Raw genomic sequence first — 25,944 nt, 5'->3', positions numbered from 1 at the left:
ATCTCCCAGCACACTCGATGCACGGGTGGAGCGGAAACCCAACACCAGCAACGCAAAAGGGCCCCGGCCGAAGCCGGGGCCCTTCCACACGGTGACTAGCGGTAGTCGCTGAATCCGTAATCGTCCAACGGCACGGCCTGGCCGGCGCCCTGACCGAAGTCGGGGCTGTAGTACTGATCCTCGTAGGACGGGATCGTGTACGCCGCGGCGCGGGCTTCCTCGGTGGGCTGCACCTGGATGTCCCGGTAGCGGGCGATACCCGTACCGGCCGGGATCAGCTTGCCGATGATCACGTTCTCCTTCAGACCGTTGAGCCGGTCGCTGCGGCAGTTGATCGCCGCATCGGTCAGCACTCGCGTGGTCTCCTGGAACGACGCCGCCGACAACCAGGAATCGGTTGCGAGCGAGGCCTTCGTGATGCCCATCAGCACCGGACGCCCGGCGGCGGGCTCAAGGCCCTCTGCCACCACGCGACGGTTGGCCGACTCGAACTCCGCACGCTCGGTCAACGAACCGGGCAGGAATTCCGTTGCGCCCGAATCGATCACCGTGACGCGACGCAGCATCTGCCGGACGATCACCTCGATGTGCTTGTCGTGGATCGACACACCCTGAGCGCGGTAGACCTCCTGGACCTCCTTGACGAGGTGGATCTGCACCTCGCGGGGGCCCTGAACGCGCAGCACCTCGTGCGGGTTGGCCGAGCCCTCCATCAGCTGCTGGCCCACCTCCACGTGGTCACCGTCGGCCAGGAGACGCTCGGAGCCGTCCTCGTGCTTGAACACCTTCAGGCGCTGACGACGAGTGAGCTTGTCGTACACGACTTCCTCGCCACCGTCGTCCGGCACGATGGTCATCTTGTAGAACTTCTCGCCCACTTCGATGTTGACCCGACCGGTGACGTCCGCGATGGGAGCGGTGTTGCGCGGCACGCGGGCCTCGAACAGCTCCTGCACGCGAGGAAGACCACCGGTGATGTCCTCACCGACGCCGCCCTCCTGCTTGAACGTACGCATGGTCAGCTGCGTGCCGGGCTCACCGATGGACTGCGCGGCGACGATGCCGACGGCCTCACCGATGTCGACCAGCTTGCCGGTGGCCATCGAGCGGCCGTAGCACGTGGCGCAGACGCCGGTGCCCGTCATGCAGGTCAGCACCGAACGCACCTTGACCTCGGTGATGCCGGCGGCCAACAGTGCGTCGATCGCCGGATCGCCCAGATCGTGTCCACGCTCGACGATCACGTTGCCCTTGGCGTCGACCGCATCCACGGCCAGCGTCCGCGCGTACGTCGAGGTCTCGACGTGCGCGTCGCGGGTCAGGGTGCCGTCGGCCTCGGTGGCCGCAATCGTCGTCATGATGCCGCGCTCAGTCTGGCAATCGTGCTCGCGCACGATGACGTCCTGAGACACGTCGACCAGACGACGGGTCAGGTAACCCGAGTCCGCCGTGCGAAGGGCGGTGTCGGCCAGACCCTTTCGGGCGCTGTGCGTGTTGATGAAGTACTCCAACACGGTCAGGCCCTCACGGAAGGACGACTTGATCGGGCGCGGGATGAACTCACCCTTCGGGTTCGTCACCAGGCCCTTCATGCCGGCCAGGGTGCGCGTCTGGTTGAACGTACCGGTGGCACCCGAGTCGATCAGCTGGATGATCGAGTTGGACGACGGGTAGTGGTCGCGCAGCGCGTTACCGACCTCTTCGGTCGCTTCCTTCCAGATCTTGACCAACGCGTCGGTCCGCTCGATCTTCTCGAGCAGGCCACGCTGGTACTTCTTCTCGATGGCGTCGGCTTGCTGCTCGTAGCCGTCGAGGATCTGTGCCTTGTTCGGCGGCACCAGCACGTCGGCCATGGACACGGTGACACCCGAGCGGGTGGCCCAGTGGAAACCGGCGTCCTTGAGCTTGTCGACGGTCTGCGCGACGACGATCATCGGGTAGCGCTCGGCGAGATCGTTGATGATCGCCGCCTGGACCTTCTTGTGCATCTGCTTGTTGACGAACGGATATCCGCGCGGCAGCAGTTCGTTGAACAGCACCCGGCCCAAGGTGGTCTCCGCCAACCAGGCGTCGCCCATCTTCCAACCGTCGGGGAACTGAGCGGCCTCGACCTCGGCCGGCGGACGCAGGTGCGTCAACCGGACCTTGATCTTGGCGCGAACGCTCAGAGCGCCACGGTCGACGGCCATCTGCGCTTCGGCCGGCGAGCTGTACACGCCGGTCGCGGCGTGGTCGGTGACCGCCGCGGTGCCCTCTCCGATGTCGCCGTCGATCTCGGTGGTCAGGAAGTACAGACCGGTCACCATGTCCAGACGCGGCATGGCCAACGGACGACCCGACGCGGGCGACAGGATGTTGTTCGACGACAGCATCAGGATGCGCGCCTCGGCCTGCGCCTCGGCCGACAGCGGCAGGTGCACTGCCATCTGGTCGCCGTCGAAGTCGGCGTTGAACGCCTCACACACCAGCGGGTGCAGCTGAATTGCCTTGCCCTCCACCAGCATCGGCTCGAAGGCCTGGATGCCGAGGCGGTGCAGCGTTGGTGCGCGGTTCAGCAGCACGGGGTGCTCGGAGATGACCTCTTCGAGGACGTCCCACACCTGCGGGCGCTGACGTTCCACCATCCGCTTGGCGCTCTTGATGTTCTGCGCGTGGTTGAGATCGACCAGGCGCTTCATCACGAACGGCTTGAACAGCTCGAGGGCCATCAGCTTGGGCAGACCGCACTGGTGCAGCTTGAGCTGAGGACCGACGACGATGACCGAACGGCCCGAGTAGTCGACGCGCTTGCCGAGCAGGTTCTGACGGAACCGACCCTGCTTGCCCTTCAACAGATCCGACAGCGACTTCAGCGGACGGTTGCCCGGCCCGGTGACGGGGCGGCCACGACGTCCGTTGTCGAACAGTGCGTCGACGGATTCCTGAAGCATGCGCTTCTCGTTGTTGACGATGATCTCGGGCGCACCGAGGTCGATCAGTCGCTTCAACCGGTTGTTGCGGTTGATGACGCGGCGGTACAGATCGTTCAGGTCGGAGGTGGCGAACCGGCCACCGTCGAGCTGAACCATCGGGCGCAGCTCCGGCGGGATCACCGGAACGGCGTCGAGCACCATGCCCATGGGCGAGTTGCGGTTCATCTGGAACGCCGCGACGACCTTCAGACGCTTCAGCGCACGAAGCTTCTTCTGTCCCTTGCCGTTCTTGATGGTGTCGCGCAGGCTCTCGGCCTCGGCGTCGATGTCGAAGGTCTCGATGAGCTTCTTGATCGACTCCGCGCCCATGGCGCCCTGGAAGTACTCGCCGTAGCGGTCGATGAGCTCGCGGTAGAGCACCTCGTCGACGATGAGCTGCTTGGGAGCCAGCTTGGTGAACGTGGTCCACACCTCGTCCAGGCGGTCCAGCTCGCGCTGGGCCCGGTCGCGGAGCTGACGCATCTCGCGCTCGCCGCCGTCACGAACCTTGCGACGGACGTCGGACTTGGCGCCGTCCTTCTCGAGCTCGGCCATGTCGGCTTCGAGCTTCTGGGCGCGCTCCTCGAGATCGCTGTCGCGCTGGGTCTCGACGGCCTTCTTCTCGACGACCATCTCGGCCTCGAGCGTCGACAGGTCGTTGTGGCGCTGCTCGGTGTCCACCGCGGTGATCACGTAGGCCGCGAAGTAGATGATCTTCTCGAGATCCTTCGGGGCCAGGTCGAGCAGGTAGCCGAGACGGCTGGGCACGCCCTTGAAGTACCAGATGTGGGTGACGGGTGCGGCCAGTTCGATGTGGCCCATCCGCTCACGACGCACCTTGGCGCGAGTGACCTCGACGCCGCAGCGCTCACAGACGATGCCCTTGAAGCGCACGCGCTTGTACTTGCCGCAGTAGCACTCCCAGTCGCGAGTCGGTCCGAAGATCTTCTCGCAGAACAGGCCGTCCTTCTCTGGCTTGAGCGTGCGGTAGTTGATGGTCTCCGGCTTCTTGACTTCGCCGTAGGACCAATTGCGGATGTCGTCCGCAGTGGCGAGGCCAATGCGGAGTTCATCGAAGAAGTTGACGTCGAGCACGTAACTCCCTTTCCCCTTGCGGGACTAGATGACTATCAATCAAATCGCGGGACGCGAAGCCCCCGAAACAGCAGTTACGCAAGATCCTCGACCGACGGTGATTCGTTGCGGGACAGGTTGATTCCCAGGTTCGCGGCAGCGCGCTCCAGGTCCTCGTCGTCACTGTCGCGCATCTCGATCCGCTGGCCTTCCGACGACAACACCTCGACGTTGAGGCACAGCGACTGGAGCTCCTTGAGCAACACCTTGAACGACTCCGGAATACCGGGTTCGGGGATGTTCTCGCCCTTGACGATTGCCTCGTAGACCTTGACGCGACCGACCGTGTCGTCGGACTTGATGGTCAGGAGCTCCTGCAGCGTGTACGCCGCGCCGTAGGCCTGCATGGCCCAGCACTCCATCTCACCGAATCGCTGACCACCGAACTGCGCCTTACCACCGAGCGGCTGCTGGGTGATCATCGAGTACGGACCGGTCGAGCGGGCGTGAATCTTGTCGTCCACCAAGTGGTGCAGCTTCAGGATGTACATGTAGCCGACCGTCACCGGGTACGGGAACGGTTCGCCACTGCGTCCGTCGAACAACTGCGACTTGCCCTCGGCGTTGACCATGACGTCACCGTCGCGGTTGGGCAGCGTGGCACCGAGCAGACCCTCGAGCTCGTTCTCCCGCGCACCGTCGAAGACGGGCGTGGAGACGATGCTGTCGGCGGGTGCCGAGAGCAGCTCGTCGGGCAGGTTCGCCGCCCACTCGGGCAGTTCGCCGCCGTCGCCGCCGGCCACCTGAATGTTCCAGCCGGCCTTGGCCACCCAGCCCAGGTGCGTCTCGAGGATCTGGCCGATGTTCATCCGTCGCGGCACACCGTGCGTGTTCAGGATGATGTCGACCGGCGTGCCGTCCGGCATGAACGGCATGTCCTCGATCGGCAGGATCTTGCCGATGACGCCCTTGTTGCCGTGGCGTCCGGCGAGCTTGTCGCCGTCGGAGATCTTGCGCTTCTGGGCCACGTAGACGCGAACCAGTTCGTTGACGCCGGCGGGCAGTTCGTCATCCTCTTCGCGGGAGAACATCCGAACACCGATGACCTTGCCGGACTCGCCGTGCGGAACCTTGAGCGACGTGTCGCGAACCTCGCGGGCCTTCTCACCGAAGATGGCACGCAGCAGGCGCTCTTCCGGGGTCAGCTCGGTCTCGCCCTTGGGCGTGACCTTGCCGACCAGGATGTCGCCGTCGCGGACCTCGGCACCGATGCGGATGATGCCGCGCTCGTCGAGATCGGCCAGCACCTCGTCGGAGACGTTCGGGATGTCCCGGGTGATCTCCTCGGCGCCCAGCTTGGTGTCGCGGGCGTCGATCTCGTGCTCCTCGATGTGGATGGACGTCAGGACGTCCTCCTCGACGAGGCGCTGCGAGAGGATGATGGCGTCCTCGTAGTTGTGGCCTTCCCACGGCATGATCGCCACGAGCAGGTTCTTGCCGAGGGCCATCTCACCGTTCTCGGTGCAGGGTCCGTCGGCGAGGACCTGACCGGCCTCGACCCGCTGGCCGCTGTCCACGATCGGGCGCTGGTTGGCGCACGTGCCGTGGTTGGAGCGGGCGAACTTGCGCATCCGGTAGGTGTGCCGGGTGCCGTCGTCTGCCATCACGGTGATGTAGTCGGCGGACACCTCTTCGATGACGCCTGCCTTGCTGGCGACGATGACGTCGCCGGCGTCGATCGCGGCACGCAGTTCCATGCCGGTACCGACCAGCGGCGCCTCGCTGCGCACCAGCGGAACCGCCTGGCGCTGCATGTTGGCACCCATGAGGGCGCGGTTGGCGTCGTCGTGCTCGAGGAACGGGATCATGGCCGTGGCCACCGACACCATCTGGCGCGGCGAGACGTCCATGTAGTCGACGTCCATCGGGGAGACGTTCTCGACCTCGCCACCCTTACGACGGACGAGGATCTTGTCCTCGGTGAACCGGTTGTTCTCGTCGATCGGCGAGTTGGCCTGCGCTACGACGTAGCGGTCCTCCTCGTCGGCGGTGAGGTGGTTGATCTCGTCGGTGACGACACCGTCGACGACCTTGCGGTACGGCGTCTCGATGAAGCCGAACGGGTTGACCCGCGCGTACACCGACAGCGAACCGATCAGGCCGATGTTCGGGCCTTCCGGGGTCTCGATCGGGCACATGCGGCCGTAGTGGCTGGAGTGCACGTCACGAACTTCGAGGCCGGCACGCTCACGGGACAGACCGCCGGGGCCCAACGCCGACAGGCGACGCTTGTGGGTCAGACCAGACAGCGGGTTGTTCTGGTCCATGAACTGCGACAGCTGCGAGGTTCCGAAGAACTCCTTGATCGCCGCCACGACGGGACGGATGTTGATCAGGGTCTGCGGCGTGATCGCCTCGACGTCCTGAGTGGTCATCCGCTCGCGGACGACGCGCTCCATGCGGGACAGGCCGACGCGGATCTGATTCTGGATCAGCTCGCCGACCGTGCGCAGACGACGGTTTCCGAAGTGGTCGATGTCGTCTACTTCGACAGGGACCTCGACTCCTCCCGGAGCCGTCATGACCGTTTGCCCCTCGTGCAGGCGCACCAGGTACTCGATGGTCGCGACGATGTCCTCTTCGTTCAGCGTCGACGACGTGATCGGCTGGCCCACGTTGAGGCCCAGCTTCTTGTTGACCTTGTAGCGACCCACGCGGGCCAGGTCGTAGCGCTTCTCCTTGAAGAACAGGTTCTCCAGCAGGGTCTGCGCGGACTCCTTGGTCGGCGGCTCGCCCGGGCGCAGCTTCCGGTAGATGTCCAGCAGCGCCTCGTCGGGACCAGCGGTGCTGTCCTTCTCGAGGGTCGACATCATGATCTCGGAGAAGCCGAAGCGCTCGGTGATCTGCTCGCTGGTCCAGCCGAGGGCCTTCAGCAGCACGGTGACCGGCTGACGACGCTTGCGGTCGATGCGCACACCGACGGTGGCGCGCTTGTCGACGTCGAACTCGAGCCAGGCGCCGCGGCCGGGGATGACCTTGACGCTGGTCAGGTCGTTCTCCGTGGCCTTGTCCTTCGACTTGTCGAAGTAGACGCCGGGCGAGCGGACGAGCTGGGACACGACGACACGCTCGGTGCCGTTGATGATGAAGGTGCCCTTCTCGGTCATCATGGGGAAGTCGCCCATGAAGACGGTCTGGCTCTTGATCTCGCCGGTGGTGTTGTTGATGAACTCCGCGGTGACGAACAGCGGCGCCGCGTAGGTCTGATCCTTTTCCTTGCAGTCGTCGACGGGTGCCTTGACCTCGTCGAACCGCGGATCGGAGAAGCTCAGCGAGAGTGTGCCCGCGAAGTCCTCGATCGGCGACAACTCCGTGAGGACCTCTTCGAGACCGCCGACGGGGTTGACCTCGCCGCGCTCGAGAGCCTTCTCGCGCCAGCCGTCGGAACCGATCAGCCATTCGAAGGAGTCCGTCTGCACGTCGAGCAGACCGGGAACCTCGAGCGGCTCACGAAGCTTTGCGAAGGAAACTCTGTTAGGTGCTCCAGGAACGGAGTTGTTGGGGTTTTCTACTGACTTGCTCTGGCGAGAGACTGCCAAGATGCATCCTTCCAGCACCGGATGCGACGTTCGGGTGGCCGGCCGAAGACCGGACCCTTGCCGCGTTATCTGCGTTAGGTTCGGCTGGCGTTCTCAAGCCCTGATCTCGGCCGCTGGGCACACCACTAGTTCCCTGAGCGGGGCTCAGGCTAGAACGGTGACGACCAAGGGCGGATGAGGGTGGGCAGGATGCAGCCAGCGCAACGTCCAACACTAGCGCAGAACGGCGCATTCCTCAACATCGGCATGATATGGGCTCCGGCGCTGGCTGGCGACTGGAACTTTCTCAACCCTCAGATACATGCTGACCAACAGACTGGCCCGGTTTCGCCTTTCCGTCAAGAGTTCACACGCGGATTGTGGAGGAAAGTTCGCGGGCGGCCGCAGGCTGTGGAGTCACCGTGATCCATCCCTTGACACCCTTCACCGACGCGCGATCCAGCAACTGCTGATACAGCTGGTAGGAGACCGTGCGGGTACGGCTGAGCAGGAAACCGGTGTTGCCCGTGGGGTCGCTGACGATCGCCCAGCTGTAGTCGGGGGCACGGTCGACGATCCAGTAATTGCCCGGCGGCGTGGCCGAAGGCGGCCCGAAGAAGGTGACGTTCAACTTGCCCTCGGCGGCGCTCACCGGCAGAGCGGTCCCGAAGATGCGGGACTGCGGACCGTTGTCGAAGAAGTAGTTGCCGGAGTTCTCCACCCCGATCGACCCATCGGTGTTGGCGGTGTAGACCGCGGTGGTGTTCACCAGGCCCAGAGAGAAGAACTGCTTGACGCTGCCCACCTCGTACCATGTGCCAAGGTAGCGGTTCAGGTCGACGACCGGGGCGGCACCGAGCACGACGCCAGCCGTCGGCCCGAAGACGAGGTACTGGTCGGGCCGACCGTAGGTGCCATAGGCGTTCTGGTCGGTGGGTCCGAGTCCGGCGTAGAAGTCGTTGATCCAACCGTTGGCCAGCGTGTAGACGGCCTGGGTGTTGCCCGGCGGGGACGGCTTGATGAAGAGCTGGCTGAAGAAGTCGATGATCGGTGAGCCGCCGATCAAGGAGTCGACGTGCGAGCCGTTGGCGAGGACGACGCCGACGAACTGGCCCGATTTCTGCGCGGCCACCAGATCGTTGGTGGTCTGGCCGTTGGCGTTCCAGGGCTGCGGGGGTGCCGCGATCTGGTAGATCGGGATGTAGCGGGCGTTCAGGCTCTTCAGCGCACCGGCGAAGGTGCCGTTGGACGAGACGCCGTCGTACATCACCACGCCGAGCAGGTCGTTGTCCTCGGGCTTGACCGCGTCGGTGTAGAAGCCGCCCGCAGCCGCGGCCAGTCCCCCACCGGCCGAGTGTCCGGTCAAGATGAACTTACCGGGCAGCACGCCGTGGTAGCCCGCGGCCTCGGCGCTGGCGGTGAGCGCGGTGCGGTTCGGGTCGATGAACAGGTCCGCGACGCCTTGCTGCATCGACACGCTGCTCAGCGTGCAACCGGGGCAGGTAAAGAAGCCGAAGGACGGGATGTTGGGGACGACGACGATGCTGTTGGTGCGCTGGGCCAGATCCTGGGCGAGCGCCGAATACCAGGACTTCGACCCCAGGAAGCCGTGCTGGAGCAGCGTGACGCCCTGGGCTTGCACCTCTCCGCTCTGCTGAGTGGGGAAGTACCAGTCGGCCGCGCCGGTATAGGTCCCGGTCCCGACCGGAATCGACAGATTGGAGCTGCCGACCACGACACCGGTGACGCCGTTGACGTTCGACGTACCGGGGGTCGCCTGCGAGGGGATGCCGACGACGTCGACCGGAACGGGTGCGACGGGCGGGAGCAAGCCGAAGGCCGACAAGAGGCTGATCACCACGGTGGCGATCGGGCCGGGCTGCGGCCGCGGGACGACGGGCGCGACCAGGGCGCTGACGGCCGCGACGTCCTTGACGACGGCGGACTTGTTGGCGACCGCGGTGGTCGTCGTCGACACGACGGTGGACGCGGACTGGTCGACGGCCTTCGCCGGTTCGACCGCAGCGGGCGCGGAATCCTTCACCGGCTCGACGACCTTCACCGGCTCGACATCCTTGACCGGCTCGACGACCTTGACCGGCTCGACATCCTTGACCGCGGGCGAAGCCGACACCGCATCGGTGGGCGCGAACTTTGGAGTCTCGTCCTTGCGGATGGTCACCGTCGATGCGCTCACCGTGCTCGACGGCTTGTCGGTGTCCTTGGAATCCCCGGCCGAATTCTGTCCGGCTGCACTGCCTTTCGACCCGGTGGACACCTCCGCGGTGTTCACCGCCGTTGGCGCCGACTCGGTACCGGATGGCGAACCCGGGGATGACGCCGACGCAGGCGAAGACGCGGATGAAGACTCGCTACTCCCACCCGAGGAGTCGGTCTCCGCGGCGGCAACGCCGTGGCTCGCACTCAGCGCGATGCCCGCTCCCGCGGCTACGACCCATACCCCTCGCAACCAGCGATTCGCTCTCACGGTCGGAATGTAACCGACCACACCGACATTCGGCCGTTAATCATCGCCGGCGTCAGATTCTGGCAATCCCTCACGGTCCGGGACGCCGCCCGCTCGTGGTCTGCGACACCGCCGACACGTCGCGGGTGACGTCGACCAGGCCGGCCTGACGCAGCACGCCACTCACGTCGTCGACGTCGAACAGTCGCACCGGCGCCCATCGCGACGCGCTGACGCCAACCCGCCGCACCGGTGCCGGTCCCCTGGCGCACGTGGTGAGCACCGCGATGCGACCGCCAGGGGTCAGCAGGCGAATCATCTCCCGGAGCGCACCGAACGGATCGTCCATCAGATAGAGGGCGCCGTAGCAACTGATCGCGTCGAACGTGCCGTCCTCGAAGGGCAGGTCGACCGCATCGGCCCGCACATAGCCGACCTGGCTGCCGGGGGCGGTGTCGCGAACCGCCTGCGCAAGCATCGTCGCCGAACTGTCGACCCCAACCGCGAGTCCGTCGGCCCCGACCATGTCCACCAGGGTGCGGGTGGTGTTTCCCGGCCCGCACGCGACGTCGAGCACGGTGTCGCCGGGTCGCACGTCGAGCAGTCGCCGCTTGCGTCGATCCTCCTGCGCGGTGTTGCGCGCGGTGAATCCCCAGAACAGGACCGGTCGCCACAACCGCTCATAGATCATCGGCAGCAGCGACGAGCCCATCATGCGTTGACCCGTGGTCTGCGGGACCTCCGCCTCGCCCATCACGTCCAGGTAGCCGTCCACCACGTCGGCGGGACGGTTGAGCAGATCGCGGGTTCTCCGGCCGCCGGGACCGGGAAGCGTCACTCCTTGGAGACGGGGATCGAGGCCGTCGGGGCCTCTTCTTCGGAGCCGTTGCGGTTGCGCGCGGTGGCGTCGTTGTCGGGGTTGTACCCCGGATGCTGGTTGGTGCCCTCGAGGTCGGCGCGGATGGCTTCCTGAGCGGCCGGGGGCAGGGTGTGCATGATCTCGCGCACCCGGGCCTGACGACGACCGACGGCCTTGCGCTCCGGCATGCCCGGAGTCGCGTTGACCTGCGGCGGCACACCCTCGATCTCCTCGGTACCACCGTCGTGGTGACCGGCGTCGATCATGGCCTGCTCCTCGGCCATCGTCGACTCGTCCTTCTCCTCCGACATACCGATCGGACCGATCCGGCGACCGTTGAGGAACTGCTTGACCACCGGCTCATCGGAGGTCAACAACACCTCACGCGGACCGAACATCACCAAGTGCTTGCGGAACAACATGCCCATGTTGTCGGGCACCGTGCGGGCGATGTTGATGTTGTGCGTCACGATCAGGATCGTGCAGTCGATCTGGGCGTTGATGTCGATCAACAACTGCGACAGATATGCCGTACGCACCGGATCCAGACCCGAGTCCGGCTCGTCGCAGAGGATGATCTGCGGGTCCAGCACCAGCGAGCGGGCCAGCCCGGCGCGCTTGCGCATACCACCGGAGATCTCCCCGGGGAACTTCGTCTCGTCCCCGGTCAGACCGACCAGGTCGAGCTTCTCCATCACGATCTGACGGATCTCGGATTCCTTCTTCTTCGTGTGCTCACGAAGCGGGAAGGCGGTGTTGTCGTACAGGCTCATCGAGCCGAACAGCGCGCCGTCCTGGAACATCACCCCGAACAGGGTGCGGATCTCGTAGAGCTCCTTGGCCGAGCACTCGATGATGTTGGTGCCGTCGACGATGATCGACCCGCGTTCGGGGCGCAGCAGGCCGATCAGCGACTTCAAGAACACCGACTTGCCGGTACCCGACGGGCCTAGCAGCACGCTGACTTCGCCAGCGGGCAGATCGAAGGTGACGTCCTCCCAAATTCGCTGGGGCCCGAAGGACTTCGTCAATCCCTCAACCTGAATACCGATGCCCACGCGCGACCCTTCCGCCAGTGCTTTTGCTCGCCAAACAGACACGCCCGCCTGTGGCTTGAGTCACTGTAGCGCACCGCCTCTGGACGCTCTTCGCTTTGCCCGCCATTGCGCGCCCAGCCGACGGCGCCGAGGTTTGCTCGAACTCGGTCCGCAGACGAAGAAAGCCGCCCGGGATCGCGAGGATCCCGGGCGGCTTTCCGCAGTCGTTACTACTTGACGGTGACGGTGGCGCCAGCGGCCTCGAGCTTGGCCTTGGCATCGTCGGCCTGATCCTTGTTGACCTTCTCGAGCAGCGGCTTGGGGGCGCCGTCGACGAGATCCTTGGCCTCCTTGAGGCCCAGGCCCGAGACGATCTCACGGACGACCTTGATGACGCCGATCTTCTTCTCGCCGGCACCTTCGAGGATGACGTCGAATTCCGACTGCTCCTCGGCGGCCTCGGCGGGGGCGCCACCGGCGGCGGGGCCGGCGGCAACGGCGACCGGGGCGGCCGCGGTGACGTCGAAGGTCTCCTCGAACGCCTTCACGAACTCCGAGAGTTCGAGCAGGGTCAGTTCCTTGAACGCGTCGAGCAGGTCTTCAGTGCTGAGCTTGGCCATTGTGTGGTCCTTCCTAGATTTCTTGCGTGATTCTGGTGGGTGGTGGTTATTCGGCGTCTGCCGGTGCTTCTACTGCTGCGTCGTCTGCAACCTCGGCGGCGGGAGCGGCGGGGGCACCTTCGGCGGCTTCCCTCTTCTCCTGCAGCGCGAAGACGAGACGGGCGACCTGCGACGCCGGGGCCGCGAAGAGCGCCGCGGCCTGACTGGTCTTGGCCTTCATCGCGCCGGCCAGCTTGGCCAGCAGCACCTCGCGCGACTCGAGGTCCGCGATGCGGTTGACCTCGTCCACGGACAGCGCCTTGCCGTCCATGTAGCCGCCCTTGATGATCAGGGCCTTGTTGTCCTTGGCGAACGTCTTGATTGCCTTGGCGGCATCGACGGGCTCACCCTTGATGAATGCGATGGCGGTCGGGCCGGTGAACAGCTCGTCGAGACCCGTCACACCTGCCTCGGACGCGGCACGCTTCACCAGGGTGTTCTTGGCGACCGAGTAGGTCGCGCCGTTTCCGAGCGACTTGCGCAGATCCGCAAGGTTGGCCACGGAGAGGCCGCGATACTCGGTGACGACCGTGGCGGTCGCCTCCTTGAACTGCTCGGCGATGTCGGCAACGGCGGTGGCCTTTTCAGCTTTGGCCATGCATGCCTCCTATCTAGGTGTGGGTCCGTCGGTCTAGTCCCGGAAATGACGAACGCCCCGGGCGCAGTGCGGCCGGGGCGTGAGAATCCGCTGATGCTAGCCAACGGTGGTGCCTCGTCCTCCTGCGTGGGCCGCCCGGACGGATCCGGAACCTTCAACCGATTTCTCGGTGACCGACGGTCTTCGGTGGAACAAGGCAAAGAATAGCGTGCCGCCCGCCGATCAGCCAAAACGCATGCCGCCGCGTGGTCACTGGCGACGCTCACCGCAGGCCCGGCGCCACCCCGAACCTGGACGAATGCTGCGAACGCCCGGGTCCAGCTACTCACAGCTCACGTTCAGATACCCGGATCGTCACGCGAGGGGCTCGCCCGGTTCGCCGGATCAACCGCGTTCTCTGCAGGTAACACGTAATACTTTCTGCATTGCGGTTGCAGTGGGGTGCTGCCATCATTGGCTCACTGATTGGGGGATCGGCAAACACATGAACAGTTCCAGGGGGCGTCGCCGCGAGGCGAACGCGGCAGTCAGCTCGACATCTCGAAACAGCCCGGAGCTGGATCGTCTGATCGAAGCGCAGGCCACACTCGACCACGCTCGGCGCAACGCCAAGTGGAAGCGCGAGTGCAAGAACCTGCAGTCCGCGTCTCATGCAGTGCAGGTCGCGGCGCTGGCCGCCCACGATGCGGGGATCGGATGGGCCGAGATCGGCGACGTCCTCGGCATCGAACGCGCCATGCCCCAACCGAACGCGGCGACGGTCACCCCGGTGCCCACCCCGCCGCCCTCGATCGCGCCCGTGCTCGAGACCGTCACCGAGCTCGACCCCACCCGGCACCGCACCCACCACGTCGTCACCGCTGCTCAGCACTTCTTCCCCGAGCAGAGGCAGTGGGCCACCAGCTAGTCAGGAACCCGGGGCGGTCAGCCACGCCGTCGCGTCCGACGGTAGTTCCTTGGAGATCCCCGCCGTCGATGCCAGCACCACCGAGCCCCCGGCCGGCAGGTCGACCGACGTGCTCCCCGTGTTGACCCAGCACTGAGCGTCACCCCGCCGGAACGCGATGACGTCCGACGAGGTCTCGATCCACTCCAGCTCACCGGCGTCGACCCACGTCGACCTACGGACCGACAGCGCGCGGCGGTACAGGTTCAGTGTCGAGTCCGGGTCGAGGTCCTGAGCGCCCGCGGTGCGCGAGGCCCAAGTCGACGGCTGCGGCAGCCACGTCGTGGCATCGGGATTGGACGAGAATCCGTAGGGCGCCGCATCGCCCGCCCACGGCAGGGGCACCCGGCAGCCGTCGCGGCCGACGTCGGTGTGCCCGGACTGCTCCCAGATCGGATCTTGGCGGAGGTCGTTCGGCAGGTCCTCGACCTCCTCCAGACCCAGTTCCTCGCCCTGGTAGACGTAGGCCGTTCCCGGTAGCGCCAACTGAAGTAGCGCGGCCGCGCGAGCGCGCCGCCGTCCGGTCTCGTAGTCGGCGGGCTCCTTGGCCCACCGCGTGCGCTCCCAGTCGGTCTCGATGAGGTGGTCGGGCTGCGACCGGGCGTACCGGGTGACGGTGCGGGTGACGTCGTGGTTGGACAGCACCCAGGTCGGCGGGGCGCCGACGGAGGCCGCCTCCTTCACGGCGTCGTCGACGACGGTCCGCAGAATCTCCGCCCGCCACGGCGCACGGAGGAAGTCGAACTGGAACGCGGTCTGCAGTTCGTCGGGCCGCAAGTAGCGTGCCAGCCGCTCGTTGTTCGGCACCCACGCCTCGGCGATGAAGATCCGTTCGGGCGCATAGCGATTCGCCACCTTGCGCCATCCCCGATAGATGTCGTGCACACCGTCCTGGTCCCAGGCGGGATGAGACTCGTTGTGCTGGACCAACCCCGGGGCGGTGTCGTGGCCGCGACCGCCGTCGGGCAACCCGTCGGCCTTCACCAATCCATGGGCGACGTCGATGCGGAAGCCGTCGACGCCCTTGTCGAACCAGAACGCCAGAACGTCTTCGAACTCGGCACGTACCTCGGGGTTCTCCCAGTTGAAGTCGGGCTGACCGGGCGCGAAGAGGTGCAGGTACCACTGGCCGTCGGGCAGCCTCGTCCAGGCGGACCCGCCGAAGACGCTCTGCCAGTCGTTGGGCGGTTGCGCGCCATCCTCGCCCCGGCCGGGACGAAAGTGGTACCGCTGCCGAGCCTTTGGTTCGCCTGCCAGTGCGGCGACGAACCACCGGTGATGATCTGAGCTGTGGTTGGGCACGATGTCGAGCAGCACGCGAATGCCGGCCTCGTGCGCCTCGGCGATCACCAGGTCGGCCTCGGCCAAGGTTCCGTAGAGCGGCTCGATGTCGCGGTAGTCGGCCACGTCGTACCCGCCGTCGGCGAGCGGTGACGGGTACCAGGGGTTGATCCAGATGGCGTCGACGCCGAGTCGCGCCAGATAGGGCAGGCGGTCCCTCAGGCCGGCGACGTCGCCGACTCCGTCGCCACTTCCGTCGGCGAAGCTGCGGATGTAGACCTGGTAGACGACGGCGGTCTGCCACCAGGATTCAGCGGGTGTCACGGCTCTCCTCGTATTGGGTGCGTCAAACGTCGTCGAGGACTACCCGGTGGGCGGCCCGGTGATACCCCCACACCGTTGGTCGGTCGGGAATCTCAGTTCTGCAACGGCTTTCGAGAGTCGGCGTCGACCATCACCGTTCAGCATAGGCAACCGGCCCAAACTCCCTGTGAGGTGTGCCACACTCGTGTGCAAGTTGAGATGGCCGCTGCTCGACAGACGAGGATGCATGACACGAATTCAGTTCGCCCATTCACCGATACGACGGGCAATCGCGCTGGCCAGCGCATCGATGGTCGCGGCAACCCTGTTGTCCGGCTGTGGGAGTGAGAGCGGTCCCCCGACGCTGACGTGGTACATCCTGCCGGACAACGGCGGGTCCGCGACGCGCGCTCAGCAGTGCGCCGACGCCTCGGGTGGCGCCTATCAGGTGCGGATCGAGTCGCTCCCCAGCACCGCGACCGCGCAGCGGGAGCAGATGGTGCGGCGCCTGGCGGCCGGGGACAGCTCGATCGACGTCGTGAGCATGGACGTGGTGTTCACCGCGGAGTTCTCCCACGCCGGTTTCCTGCGTCCCTACACGGCCGAGGAGACCGCCCGCCTGACCGCGGGGATGCTGCCGGCCCCGGTGAAGACCGGGATGTGGGAGGACGAGCTCTTCGGCGCACCGTACAAGTCGAACGCGCAGCTGCTGTGGTACCGCAAGTCGCTGGCGGCCGCCGCCGGAGTGGACCCCACCAGCCCGTCCTTCACCTGGGACGACATGCTGAAAGCCGCTGTGGGACAGGGCAAGAAGATCTCGTCCCAGGGCCAGCGCTATGAGGGCTACATGGTCTGGATAAACGCGTTGGTGTTGTCCGGCGGTGGTGAGGTGCTCCAGGACGTCGAGTCGGGTCGCAACGCCAAGCCGTCGCTGGCCAGCCCCGCCGGTGAGAAGGCGGCCGAGATCATCGGCAATCTCGCCCGGTCGAGTGCCGCCCCGGTGGACCTGTCCAACGCCGCCGAGGAGCAGGCCCGCGCGACGTTCCAGTCGGCGGAGGGCATGTTCATGGTGAACTGGCCCTACGTGCTCGCCGCCGCCCGCACCGCGGCCGATGCGGGCACGCTCGACCAGGCCGTCGTCGACGACATCGGCTGGGCCCGCTATCCCCGGGTGTCACCCGACCGCCCCAGCGCACCACCACTCGGCGGAGCGAACCTGGGCATCGGCGCCTACTCGAAGCATCCGGATCAGGCCGTCGCGCTGGTGGAGTGCATCAACGCCGAGCCGAAGGCCACTCAGTACATGCTCGACGAGAGTGAACCCTCGCCGTACGCGGCGTCCTACGACGATGCCAAGGTGCGGGCCAAGTATGCGAACGCCGATCTCATTCGGGAGTCGATCGCCGAGGGTGGCCCTCGTCCGGTGACGCCGTACTACACCGACGTTGCGGGCGCGATCACGCAGACCTGGCATCCGCCGGCGTCGGTGACCGAACGAACACCCGAGGAGTCAGATCAGTTCGTCGCCGACGTGCTGGCGGGAAGGCGGCTGTTGTGACCGCGGTTCAGGACGCACCCGTCCAGAAGAAGGGCGCCGCCAAGAAGGTCACCAGTGAGCGGGTCCGCGGTGAGCGACGCCTCGGCATCTATCTGACCCTGCCGTCGTACGTGGTGATGCTGCTGGTCACCGCCTACCCGCTGGGGTACGCACTGGTGTTGTCGCTGTACAACTTCCGGCTCACCGACCCGCAGGGTCGCACCTTCGTCGGGTTGAACAACTTCGGGGTGATCCTGACCGACCCGGTGTGGTGGAACGACTTCGTGACGACACTGGCGATCACCGTCGTGACCGTCGCGATCGAACTGGTACTCGGGTTCTGCTTCGCGTTCGTGATGTTGCGCATCATCCGGGGCCGCGGTCCGCTGCGCACCGCGATTCTGATTCCCTACGGCATCGTGACGGTGGTGTCGGCCTTCATCTGGCGCTACGCGTTCGCCACCGACTCGGGCTTCGTCAACCAATGGCTCAACCTGACCGACTTCGACTGGTTCGGCAATCGCTGGTCGGCGATCTTCGTCATCTGCCTGTCCGAGATCTGGAAGACGACACCGTTCATCTCGCTGCTGCTGCTGGCGGGCCTGGTGCAGGTGCCCGAGGACATGCAGGAGGCCGCCAAGGTCGACGGGGCGACGGCGTGGCAGCGGTTGTGGAAGATCACCCTTCCCAACATGAAGGCCGCGATCATGGTGGCGTTGCTGTTCCGCACGCTCGACGCCTGGCGCATCTTCGACAACCCGTACGTCATGACTGCCGGTGCCAACAACACCGAGACGATCTCCTTCCTGGCCTACCGGCAGAACGTGACGCTGGTGAATCTCGGCATGGGATCGGCGATTTCGGTGCTGCTGTTCATCACCGTCGTCGTGATCGCGTGGATCTACATCAAGGTGTTCAAGACCGATCTCTCCCAAGTCAGGGGTGACCAGTGAGCAGCGCCAAGAGCGCCCGGTGGTGGACCATCGCGGGCATCGTGATCGTCCTCTACAGCTTCGTGCCGCTGCTGTGGATGATCAGCCTGGCCTTCAAGCCGCCGTCGGACATCGTCTCTGGTACGCCGCAGTTCCTGCCGAGCACCTTCACCCTGGACAACTTCGCCCAGATCTTCGCCAATCCGCTGTTCACGCGGGCCTTGATCAACTCGATCGGCATCGCCGTCATCGCCACGTTGATCTCCGTCGTGGTCGCGATGTTCGCGGCGTATGCGATTGCACGGCTGGAGTTCCCGGGCAAGAAGGTGCTGCTGTCGCTGGCGCTGGGCATCGCGATGTTCCCGCAGGCGGCACTGGTCGGCCCGCTGTTCGACATGTGGCGCGGTCTGGGCATCTACGACACCTGGCTGGGGTTGATCATCCCGTATCTCACCTTCGCGCTGCCGCTGTCGATCTGGACCATGTCGGCGTTCTTCCGGCAGATTCCGTGGGAGATGGAGCACGCCGCCCAGGTCGATGGCGCCACGGCGTGGCAGGCGTTCCGCAAGGTGATCGTGCCGCTCGCGGCACCCGGGGTGTTCACCACCGCGATTCTGACGTTCTTCTTCTGCTGGAACGACTTTCTGTTCGCGATCTCGTTGACCTCGACCGACAGTGCCCGCACGGTTCCCGCGGCACTGGCGTTCTTCCAGGGCGCCTCGTACTTCGAGTCGCCCGTGCCCTACATCATGGCGGCGTCGGTGATCGTCACGATCCCCGTCGTCATCCTCGTCCTCGTCTTTCAGCGCCGCATCGTCGCCGGCCTCACCTCCGGCGCAGTGAAGGGATAACCATGGCATCGATCACCATGCGCAACATCGTGAAGAAGTACGGTGACGGCTTCCCCGCCGTCAACGACGTCAGCATCGACGTCGCCGACGGCGAGTTCATGATCCTGGTCGGCCCGTCGGGCTGCGGAAAGTCCACGTTGCTGCGGATGATCGTCGGGCTGGAGGACATCACCTCCGGGGACATGCTCATCGGCGACACCCGCGTCAACGACAAGGCCCCCCGCGATCGCAATCTGGCGATGGTGTTTCAGAACTATGCGCTCTACCCGCACCTCACGGTGTTCGAGAACATCGCCTTTCCACTGCGGTTGTCCGGCAAGCACTCCGAGGACGAGATCCGCAAGCTGGTGTCCGAGGCCGCCGCCACCCTCGAACTCGGGGAGCACCTCGACCGCAAGCCTGCCAACCTCTCCGGCGGTCAGCGGCAGCGCGTGGCGATGGGTCGTGCGATCGTGCGTCAGGCCGACGCGTTCCTCTTCGACGAACCGCTGAGCAATCTCGACGCCAAGCTGCGCGGCCAGATGCGCACGGAGATCCTGCGGCTGCAGCGCCGCCTGGGCGTCACGACCGTCTACGTGACCCATGACCAAACCGAGGCCATGACCCTCGGTGACCGCGTCGCGGTGTTGAAGAAAGGCGTGTTGCAACAGATTGCGAGCCCTCGTGAGCTCTACGACCAGCCTGTCAACCTGTTCGTCGCCGGCTTCATCGGCTCCCCGCCGATGAACTTCGTACCGGCGCGCGTCAACGGCGACAGGATCGAGTTGCCGTTCGTCGACGTCCCGCTGCGCGACGAATGGCGCGACGAGGTCGACGACGGAAAGATCTACATCGCGGGGGTCCGGCCCGGCGCATTCGAGGACGCGGAGTTCGTCGACGCGGGCAAGAAGCAGCGGGGTGTCACCTTCGACGTCACCATCGACGTCACGGAGTGGTTGGGCAACGAGCAGTACGCGTTCGTGCCGTTCGAGGCACCGGCCGAGATCGTCTCGCAGCTGGCCGATTTGGCGGCAGACCTGGACAGCGAGCAGATGCGCACCCAGATTTGCGTCGAGCTCGACCCGTTGAGCCGGGTACGCAACGGCGACGAGGCGACGTTGTGGCTCGACGCCGAGCGCATTCACCTGTTCGATCCCGCGACGGGTGACAACCTGACCCGCGTCGGCGAGACCAGCGACACCTCGGGTCGCCACGCCGCCGCTGCGGGCTGACCGAAGGTCACGTCGTGGCCGCGCCGGAGTTGCGGCTGCGGACCCCCTCTCCAGGCCTCTTGGGCCTGCCGTGGGAACGGCCGCTCGTCGAGTGGTCGACACCCCAGGTGCCGTTGCGCGACATGGCCGTCGGGCCCAGTCGGCATCTGGTCAAGTTCGTCGAGTGCGACGGCGCGCTGTGGGCGCTCAAGGAGTTGCCGCCACGCATCGCGGTCCGCGAGTACGACGCGTTGGGCCGCATCGAGGATTTGCATCTCAACGCGGTGCGGCGGGCGGGCCTCGTCAGGCAACCCGACTTCGACTCCTCGATCCTGCTGACCCGTTATCTGGAGGGGTCGTGGCAGTACCGACGGCTGTTCCTCCGGTTGCCGCCTGAGGCACCCAAGCAACGGTCCCGGTTGCTCGACGGGATGGCCTCGCTCTTGGTGGAATTGCACCGGCGCGGGGTGTTCTGGGGCGACTGCTCGCTGGCCAACACGCTGTTCTCCCGGGACGGCCAGGTGCTGCAGGCCTCGCTCGTGGACGCGGAGACCAGCGAGGTGCACCCGCACCTGTCCGACGGCCAGCGTGACCTCGACGTCGACGTGATGGTCGAGAACGTCGCGGCCGGATTGATGGACATCGCGGCTCGGATCGACGGCGGCACGGCGTTGCGGGATCAACTCGTCGGGGAGGCGCTGAGCCTGCGGACCCGCTACGTCGGTCTATGGGACCTGCTCCACGACGAGCCGGTGTTCGGTTACGCCGACCGCCTTCGGGTCCAGCGGCGCATCCGCAAGCTCAACGAACTGGGCTTCGCCGTCGACGAGGTGTCGCTGCGCCACGCCGAGGTGGGTGGTGACCAGCTGCGGCTGAAAGTGGCAGTGGGAGATCGCAATTACCATGCCACCCAACTGCGCGAGCTGGCCGGCATCGACGTCGGCGAGGGCCAGGCGACCCATCTGCTGGGTGATCTGCATGCCTACCAGGCGCAGTTGTGTGGTGAGGCCGGCCATGACGTCGACCTTCCGACGGCTGCCCAGCTGTGGGTCATGGAGCTGGTCCGGCCGACGATGGCCCGGGCGCACGCCGCCGTCGGGCGCCGGGGTACGGCAATTCAGGCCTACTGCGATCTGCTGGAGGTGCGATGGCTGCTCTCGGAACGGGCCGGACGCGACGTGGGCACCGAGCGGGCGCTGGTGGCATTGGCCGAGGCGGTCGTGCCGAACGACTCGGCCGCGCAGTTGATGGTGGTGGAGACGCCGACCGAGCCGTTCTCGGTGCTCGACGAGACGGACTGACCACCAGCGCAGGCTCCTTGCCAGACTCAGTCATACTTGACGAATTCGTCATTCTTTGCTTTGGTGGGGACCGTACGCGCCGGACATTCGAGGGAGGAGCATGCCGTGGGAAACTCCGCCCATGCCCCGGTCTATCGGCCGGACATGTTCTCCCGCAGTGGCATTCGTGATCCCTATCCGCATTACGCCCGGCTCCGCGAGCTGGGGTCGGTGGTGTGGTTGAGCCGCCAACGGGTCTACGCCCTGCCGCGGTACGCCGAGTGCAAGGCAGTGTTGCGCGACGACGCCAACTTCGCCTCCGGACGCGGCGTCGCACTCAACCCGCTGACCAATCGCTTGTCCCGCGGGACGACGCTCAACAGCGACGGGGCCGACCACGAGCGACGCCGCCGGCTGCTCGCGCATCGCCTCACCCCCAAGGCACTGCGGTCGATGGGCGACGCCGTCGATTCGCAGGCCCGGGCGGTCGTCCAGGCCGCCGTGTCGCGGCGGCACGTCGACGGCGTGCGCGACATCGCCGCGGCGCTCCCCCTCGCGATCGTGCCGGATCTGGTGGGGTGGCCCGAGGAGGGCCGCGAGCACTTGCTGACTTGGGCAGGTGCGACATTCGATTCCCTGGGTCCCCTCAACCGCCAGTGGCTGCGCACGTCCCCGGCCGTCCTGTCGATGCTGCGCTTCTCGCGCCGCGTCGTCCGGGATCGCAGCGTGCTGCCCGGCAGCATGGGAGACGACGTGCTGCGCGCGGCCGACGACGGGGCGCTGCCCCACTCGGAGTGCTCGGCACTGATGATCGACTACTTGGCGCCGTCGCTGGACACCACGATCAGCGCCATCAGCTCGGCGCTGCACCTCTTCGCCCAGCATCCCGATCAGTGGCAGGCGCTGCGCGACGACCCGTCCCTGGTGGCCAACGCCGTCAACGAGGTCGTCCGCCTGGAGTCGCCGTTGCGGGCGTTCTCGCGGAAGGTCGTCATCGACGCCGAGGTGGGGGGCCTCCAGATCCCACGTGGCTCACGGGTGCTCGTCGTCTACGCCTCGGCGAACCGCGACGAACGTGAATGGGACCAGCCCGATGCGTTCGACATCACCCGAGACGTCAACCGCCACTTGGGCTTCGGGTACGGCACCCACGGCTGCGCGGGTCAGGGCCTCGCCCGGTTGGAGTCGGCGGCCATCTTGCGCGAGCTCGCCGCCCAGGTGCGGCACATCGAGCTGACCGGTCGGCCGACCTGGGCGGTCAACAACATCATCCATCGCTACGACCGGCTGCCCCTCGAGCTGGTCCCGGCCTAGAAGGGATCACGTCATGCGAGTCATCGTCGACCACGACCGGTGTGAAGGTCACGGACTGTGCACCCAGGCCGCCCCGGCGGCCTTCTCCTTCGACGACGACGGGGAACTGGTCAACGCCTTCGCCGACGCCGAGGTGCCCGACGACGAGATCGCCGCGGCGCGCGAGGCGGTCGACGTCTGCCCAGTCGCCGCTCTGCGGGCCGAATAGTCGACTTCGCTCAGGCCGCCGGATGAGCCGGGGCGATGGCATCCAGGTCGGGCAGCGATCGACCACAGACGTCGGCCGCGTCGGCGGCCGACATGCCGAACAGCCGCAGCACGTCCGCGGTGACGGAGTCGGCCGCGTGCCCGTCGTCCCGGCTGGGATCCTTGGCCAGCAACGCGCCCAGGCCCATGATCGCACCGCCGGCCATGGCGAGCGCCAACTGCGGGTCCGCGACGGTGAAACGTCCTGCGGCGACGGCGGCTTCGATGTCGCGAAGCGCGCGCGGGGCCAGTCCGCGGTCGGACGTCAGCAGGGCGACGCCGTTGGCGAGCAGGATCTGGCTTTCCTGCGGGCGGCGGCGAAACAGCCGCCCGGTGAGCCGAAATCGGCAGGCGAAGGTCTCTGCGGGGTCGTCGACGTCGGCGGTCAGGACGTCCAGCAGCGCGCCATGGGCGTCGAGCGCATCGCCGACGGCAGCGGCGAAGAGTTCTTCCTTGCTGTCGAAGTGGTTGTAGAACGAACCCATCCCGACGTCGGCGGCCTGGGTGATGTCCAGAACCGGCACGTTGAGCTTGCCGTCGGCGATGAAACCCTGCGCCGCGCTGATCAGGGCCGCCCGGGTGCGCTGCTTGCGTCGTTGCACCCGGTTGACGCCCGAATCGGCCGACTTCTCCATCACTACCTCGCCGTCTTGTCGGAGGAGGCTCGAATGTACCAGGCGACTCACTTCTGAGGATATCGTCAATATGCTTGACTGATCGTTGCGTCGTATGTGACGATTTCATCAGTTACAACGAGAGGAGCGCGTCCGCTCATGGCCAACAGCCACAGCGAACTGCACAGCGAGCAGGGTGCCGCACGCGGCGAGCACCCCGGCCGCGCACTCAATCCCACGATCAAGATCCGCGACATCGCCTGGCTCGAATTCGAGAAGCCCGATCTGGTGCGCGCCGAGGCGTTCGCGCGCGCGTTCGGATTCCAGACCTCCTCACGGGGTCCGGACGAAGTCCACCTGCGAGGCACCGACTCAGGCTCGCCATGCGTCGTGCTGCGCCGTGGCGAGCGGTCTCGCTTCACCGGGATCGCCTTCCGCGCCTCCGACGAAGCCGACGTCCGTCGCCTCGCCGCCAAGACCGGGACGACGACGCAACCCCTGCCCGACGAGCTCGGCGGGACCCAGGTACGGCTGGTCGACCCCAGCGGCATCCCGGTGCGCGTCGTCGCCGGCACCCACGACCTGCCCGAATTGCCATCACAGGAGCCACTTTTCGTCAACGCCGGCCACGACGTCCTGCGCGCCAACGCCACCCAGCGCGCACCGCGCAGCCCGGCGCGGGTGCAGCGACTCGGGCACGTCGTGCTGCAGTCCACCAGGTACCGCGCCGCCCTGAACTGGTACCTGGAGAACCTCGGGATGATCGTCAGCGACTTCCTGTACTTCCCGGGCCAACGTGAGCGCGGACCCACCATGAGCTTCATCCGCTGTGACCGCGGCACCGAGCTCGCCGACCACCACACGCTGGCCATGGCATTGGGTCCGGCGGATCGCTACGTGCACTCCGCCTTTCAGGTCAGCGACCTCGACGCGCTCGCCGCCGGCGGCGAATACCTCCGCGAGCGGGGTTACTTCCGATCCTGGGGCATCGGCCGCCACATCCAGGGCAGCCAGCTGTTCGACTATTGGCGCGACCCCGACGGGTTCCTCGTCGAGCACTTCGCCGACGGCGACATGTTCGACGCCACCCTCGAACCCGGCTGGGCGCCGTTCACCGCCAGCGGACTCGCCCAATGGGGTCCACCGGTGAGCGGCGACTTCCTCGGCACCAGTGCCCGCGGGGCGCGCGCCGAGGCCGTGTCCATCATCAACGCGCTGCCCCGTCGCAACGAATTCGACGTCCACCGCCTCATCGGCCTACTGAAAGTTGCCCGCTCGTGAGCACTTCCGTCATCCGCACCGCCGACGCCTGGTGGGTCAAGTCCGCCGACCGCGCCACCAAGATCGCCACCGACGCCGTCACCACCGGCGAGCTGCTCGCCGACCGCTCGGCGATCACCGCCGCCGTGTCGGCCACCGAGTCCGTCGACGTCGACGGGCTGACACTGCTCTCGCCGGTCACGCGGCCCTGCCGCGTCGTCGCCCAAATGACCAATTTCGAGTCCCACGTCAAGGATTCGGGCATGGACCCCAAAACCGTCCCGCTGACGTTCTTCCGGAAGTCCTCCGCCTCGATCAGCGGTCCGTTCGACGACGTCGTCAAGCCTCAGCACGTCCGGTTCCTCGACTACGAGGTAGAGATCGGCCTCGTCATCGGCCGTGACATGCCGGTGGGCACCGCCGTCACCGACGCGACCCTCGCCGACTACGTCGCGGGCCTGGTGATCACCAACGACGTGTCGGCACGCGACATTCAGCTCCCGCAGACGCAGTTCTACGAGGCGAAGTCCTACCCCACCTTCACCCCGGTCGGCCCCGAATTGGTGCTCCTCGACTCCGCCGAGATGACCCGCTTCGGCGATCTGCGACTGAGGTTGAGCGTCAGCGGGGATGAACGGCAGAACGCGGTCGTCGAGGGCGACATGCTCTACCGGCCGCTGGCGGCGCTGCAGTCGCTGACCCGCTTCCAAGACCTCTCCCCCGGCGATCTCGTGCTGACCGGCACGCCGGCTGGCACCGCGCTGAGCGCTCCCCCGAAGCCGGTCGAGATGATCGGGGCCCTGCTCCCACCTGCGGTGAAGTGGAAGGCCTTCTTCAAGCGTCAGGCCGGCAACCAGAAGTATCTCCAGCACGGTGACGTCGTGGAGGCCAGCATCGCCACCGACGACGGCTCGATCGATCTCGGCGCTCAGCGCATGAAGGTCGTCTACTCGTGACCGGCCGGCCC

The 25,944-nt window shown here is 66.4% G+C and carries 20 protein-coding genes; 11 read left to right on the top strand and 9 right to left on the bottom strand.

The window, feature by feature from the left end; translation table 11 throughout:
- Positions 1 to 95: 95 nt before the first annotated feature.
- The 3 genes from ABZ195_RS07080 to ABZ195_RS07070 all read right to left on the bottom strand — a co-directional run bounded on the left by ABZ195_RS07080 (position 96) and on the right by ABZ195_RS07070 (position 9,800).
- Positions 96 to 4,046: a DNA-directed RNA polymerase subunit beta' gene (locus tag ABZ195_RS07080; RefSeq protein WP_355216196.1), complete on the bottom strand. Its 3,951-nt coding sequence runs from the start codon at positions 4,044 to 4,046 to the stop codon at positions 96 to 98.
- A 74-nt stretch (positions 4,047 to 4,120) separates the two neighbouring features.
- Positions 4,121 to 7,642 carry a DNA-directed RNA polymerase subunit beta gene (locus tag ABZ195_RS07075; protein ID WP_355216194.1) on the bottom strand — a complete coding sequence of 1,174 codons (3,522 nt, stop codon included), beginning with the start codon at positions 7,640 to 7,642 and terminating at the stop codon, positions 4,121 to 4,123.
- Between the two features lie 328 nt (positions 7,643 to 7,970).
- Positions 7,971 to 9,800, bottom strand: coding sequence for a lipocalin family protein (locus tag ABZ195_RS07070; protein ID WP_355216192.1), 1,830 nt, complete (start codon positions 9,798 to 9,800; stop codon positions 7,971 to 7,973).
- On the opposite strand from ABZ195_RS07070, the gene ABZ195_RS07065 reads away from it, so the two are divergent.
- Entirely contained in the window at positions 9,778 to 10,104 is a 327-nt protein-coding gene (locus ABZ195_RS07065) for a hypothetical protein (protein ID WP_355216190.1), read from the top strand. The two genes, ABZ195_RS07070 and ABZ195_RS07065, sit on opposite strands and share 23 nt — an antisense overlap.
- Positions 10,105 to 10,161: 57 nt before the next feature.
- Here the strand turns inward: ABZ195_RS07065 and ABZ195_RS07060 are convergent, their stop codons facing one another.
- From ABZ195_RS07060 to rplJ, 4 genes are all read right to left on the bottom strand, one after another.
- A complete protein-coding gene (locus ABZ195_RS07060; RefSeq protein WP_355216188.1) occupies positions 10,162 to 10,908 on the bottom strand; it encodes a methyltransferase domain-containing protein in 747 nt (248 codons plus the stop codon).
- Positions 10,905 to 11,987, bottom strand: coding sequence for an ATP-binding cassette domain-containing protein (locus tag ABZ195_RS07055; protein ID WP_355216186.1), 1,083 nt, complete (start codon positions 11,985 to 11,987; stop codon positions 10,905 to 10,907). The genes ABZ195_RS07060 and ABZ195_RS07055 overlap by 4 nt, the downstream gene beginning before the upstream one ends.
- A 209-nt stretch (positions 11,988 to 12,196) precedes the next feature.
- A complete protein-coding gene (gene rplL, locus ABZ195_RS07050) occupies positions 12,197 to 12,586 on the bottom strand; it encodes a 50S ribosomal protein L7/L12 (protein ID WP_355216184.1) in 390 nt (129 codons plus the stop codon).
- A 46-nt stretch (positions 12,587 to 12,632) separates the two neighbouring features.
- Positions 12,633 to 13,223 carry a 50S ribosomal protein L10 gene (gene rplJ / locus ABZ195_RS07045; protein WP_355216182.1) on the bottom strand — a complete coding sequence of 197 codons (591 nt, stop codon included), beginning with the start codon at positions 13,221 to 13,223 and terminating at the stop codon, positions 12,633 to 12,635.
- 484 nt (positions 13,224 to 13,707) lie between these two features.
- Between rplJ and ABZ195_RS07040 the strand changes: the two genes are divergently transcribed.
- A complete protein-coding gene (locus ABZ195_RS07040; protein WP_355216180.1) occupies positions 13,708 to 14,130 on the top strand; it encodes a hypothetical protein in 423 nt (140 codons plus the stop codon).
- Here ABZ195_RS07040 and ABZ195_RS07035 read toward each other — a convergent pair whose 3' ends face one another.
- Positions 14,131 to 15,774 (bottom strand): glycoside hydrolase family 13 protein, encoded by a 1,644-nt coding sequence (locus ABZ195_RS07035; RefSeq protein ID WP_355216179.1) that lies wholly within the window; start codon positions 15,772 to 15,774, stop codon positions 14,131 to 14,133.
- A 226-nt stretch (positions 15,775 to 16,000) separates the two neighbouring features.
- On the opposite strand from ABZ195_RS07035, the gene ABZ195_RS07030 reads away from it, so the two are divergent.
- From ABZ195_RS07030 to ABZ195_RS07000, 7 genes are all read left to right on the top strand, one after another.
- Positions 16,001 to 17,311 (top strand): extracellular solute-binding protein, encoded by a 1,311-nt coding sequence (locus ABZ195_RS07030; protein WP_355216177.1) that lies wholly within the window; start codon positions 16,001 to 16,003, stop codon positions 17,309 to 17,311.
- Positions 17,308 to 18,243: a sugar ABC transporter permease gene (locus tag ABZ195_RS07025; protein ID WP_355216175.1), complete on the top strand. Its 936-nt coding sequence runs from the start codon at positions 17,308 to 17,310 to the stop codon at positions 18,241 to 18,243. Before ABZ195_RS07030 ends, ABZ195_RS07025 begins: the two co-directional genes overlap by 4 nt.
- Positions 18,240 to 19,073: a carbohydrate ABC transporter permease gene (locus tag ABZ195_RS07020; protein ID WP_355216173.1), complete on the top strand. Its 834-nt coding sequence runs from the start codon at positions 18,240 to 18,242 to the stop codon at positions 19,071 to 19,073. Before ABZ195_RS07025 ends, ABZ195_RS07020 begins: the two co-directional genes overlap by 4 nt.
- A 2-nt stretch (positions 19,074 to 19,075) precedes the next feature.
- Positions 19,076 to 20,284 carry a sn-glycerol-3-phosphate ABC transporter ATP-binding protein UgpC gene (gene ugpC / locus ABZ195_RS07015; RefSeq protein WP_355216171.1) on the top strand — a complete coding sequence of 403 codons (1,209 nt, stop codon included), beginning with the start codon at positions 19,076 to 19,078 and terminating at the stop codon, positions 20,282 to 20,284.
- Between the two features lie 14 nt (positions 20,285 to 20,298).
- On the top strand, positions 20,299 to 21,564 hold the full coding sequence (locus ABZ195_RS07010) for a DUF4032 domain-containing protein (protein ID WP_355216169.1): 1,266 nt from the start codon (positions 20,299 to 20,301) through the stop codon (positions 21,562 to 21,564).
- A 144-nt stretch (positions 21,565 to 21,708) separates the two neighbouring features.
- Positions 21,709 to 22,857: a cytochrome P450 gene (locus tag ABZ195_RS07005; protein ID WP_355216995.1), complete on the top strand. Its 1,149-nt coding sequence runs from the start codon at positions 21,709 to 21,711 to the stop codon at positions 22,855 to 22,857.
- Between the two features lie 13 nt (positions 22,858 to 22,870).
- On the top strand, positions 22,871 to 23,065 hold the full coding sequence (locus ABZ195_RS07000; RefSeq protein WP_355216167.1) for a ferredoxin: 195 nt from the start codon (positions 22,871 to 22,873) through the stop codon (positions 23,063 to 23,065).
- A 10-nt stretch (positions 23,066 to 23,075) separates the two neighbouring features.
- On the opposite strand, the gene ABZ195_RS06995 is transcribed toward ABZ195_RS07000, so the two are convergent.
- Positions 23,076 to 23,738, bottom strand: coding sequence for a TetR/AcrR family transcriptional regulator (locus tag ABZ195_RS06995; RefSeq protein WP_355216165.1), 663 nt, complete (start codon positions 23,736 to 23,738; stop codon positions 23,076 to 23,078).
- 138 nt (positions 23,739 to 23,876) lie between these two features.
- On the opposite strand from ABZ195_RS06995, the gene ABZ195_RS06990 reads away from it, so the two are divergent.
- Positions 23,877 to 24,998: a VOC family protein gene (locus ABZ195_RS06990; RefSeq protein ID WP_355216163.1), complete on the top strand. Its 1,122-nt coding sequence runs from the start codon at positions 23,877 to 23,879 to the stop codon at positions 24,996 to 24,998.
- A complete protein-coding gene (locus ABZ195_RS06985; protein ID WP_355216161.1) occupies positions 24,995 to 25,933 on the top strand; it encodes a fumarylacetoacetate hydrolase family protein in 939 nt (312 codons plus the stop codon). The genes ABZ195_RS06990 and ABZ195_RS06985 overlap by 4 nt, the downstream gene beginning before the upstream one ends.
- Positions 25,934 to 25,944: the final 11 nt, after the last annotated feature.

Origin of the sequence: Mycobacterium sp. NPDC006124 (genome assembly GCF_040614235.1) — a bacterium.
GTDB lineage: Bacteria > Actinomycetota > Actinomycetes > Mycobacteriales > Mycobacteriaceae > Mycobacterium.
The sequence above is the reverse complement of the archived record's forward strand: the minus strand, read 5'-3'. Positions and strand labels throughout refer to the sequence as shown.

What these genes read in the sequence shown, in the direction of transcription:
- ABZ195_RS07065 (WP_355216190.1), top strand. Translation starts at nt 9,778, where the DNA reads ATGGTCACCGTCGATGCGCTCACCGTGCTCGACGGCTTGTCGGTGTCC.
- rplL (WP_355216184.1), bottom strand. Translation starts at nt 12,586, where the DNA reads ATGGCCAAGCTCAGCACTGAAGACCTGCTCGACGCGTTCAAGGAACTG.
- rplJ (WP_355216182.1), bottom strand. Translation starts at nt 13,223, where the DNA reads ATGGCCAAAGCTGAAAAGGCCACCGCCGTTGCCGACATCGCCGAGCAG.
- ABZ195_RS07040 (WP_355216180.1), top strand. Translation starts at nt 13,708, where the DNA reads ATGAACAGTTCCAGGGGGCGTCGCCGCGAGGCGAACGCGGCAGTCAGC.
- ABZ195_RS07030 (WP_355216177.1), top strand. Translation starts at nt 16,001, where the DNA reads ATGACACGAATTCAGTTCGCCCATTCACCGATACGACGGGCAATCGCG.
- ugpC (WP_355216171.1), top strand. Translation starts at nt 19,076, where the DNA reads ATGGCATCGATCACCATGCGCAACATCGTGAAGAAGTACGGTGACGGC.
- ABZ195_RS07005 (WP_355216995.1), top strand. Translation starts at nt 21,709, where the DNA reads ATGTTCTCCCGCAGTGGCATTCGTGATCCCTATCCGCATTACGCCCGG.
- ABZ195_RS07000 (WP_355216167.1), top strand. Translation starts at nt 22,871, where the DNA reads ATGCGAGTCATCGTCGACCACGACCGGTGTGAAGGTCACGGACTGTGC.
- ABZ195_RS06995 (WP_355216165.1), bottom strand. Translation starts at nt 23,738, where the DNA reads ATGGAGAAGTCGGCCGATTCGGGCGTCAACCGGGTGCAACGACGCAAG.
- ABZ195_RS06990 (WP_355216163.1), top strand. Translation starts at nt 23,877, where the DNA reads ATGGCCAACAGCCACAGCGAACTGCACAGCGAGCAGGGTGCCGCACGC.